We start from the raw sequence: 388 nt of genomic DNA on the forward strand, positions 1-388 counted from the left end.
GTGTCGGGCGAGCACGTCGCGCACCTGGCCTGCGAAATCCGCGAACGTGGCACTGGCGCCCACGTCCAGCGGCAGCGCCACCGCGCGGCGGCCCTGCGCCTCGATCTCGGCGACCACGGCCTGGGCCTCGGCCGCCTGGCTGCGGTAGGTGAGGATCACGTCGGTGCCGGAGCGCGCCACGTGCAGCGCGGCGCTGCGGCCCAGGCCCCGGCTGCCGCCGGTGATGAGGGCGATGGTGGGAGCGGCGGAGGACGAAGGAGAAGTGGATGCGATGGAGGTCATGGCGAAGTCCTTTCAGTGCATGGGTAAGGAAGAAAGCGATGGGATGGAGTCTATTGATCGACACCAGAGCCATAAATCACGCAGAATCGATCACATCGTTCACCTC

General features: G+C 67.3%; 1 protein-coding gene. It reads right to left on the bottom strand.

Annotation, left to right across the window (positions count from 1 at the left end; all coding sequences use genetic code 11):
- Positions 1-282 (bottom strand): SDR family NAD(P)-dependent oxidoreductase (locus MPC4_RS05335; protein WP_174511613.1); only part of this gene is annotated, 282 nt, incomplete at its 3' end.
- Between the last annotated feature and the right edge of the window lie 106 nt (positions 283-388).

This window comes from Methylocella tundrae, assembly GCF_901905185.1.
GTDB lineage: Bacteria > Pseudomonadota > Alphaproteobacteria > Rhizobiales > Beijerinckiaceae > Methylocapsa > Methylocapsa tundrae.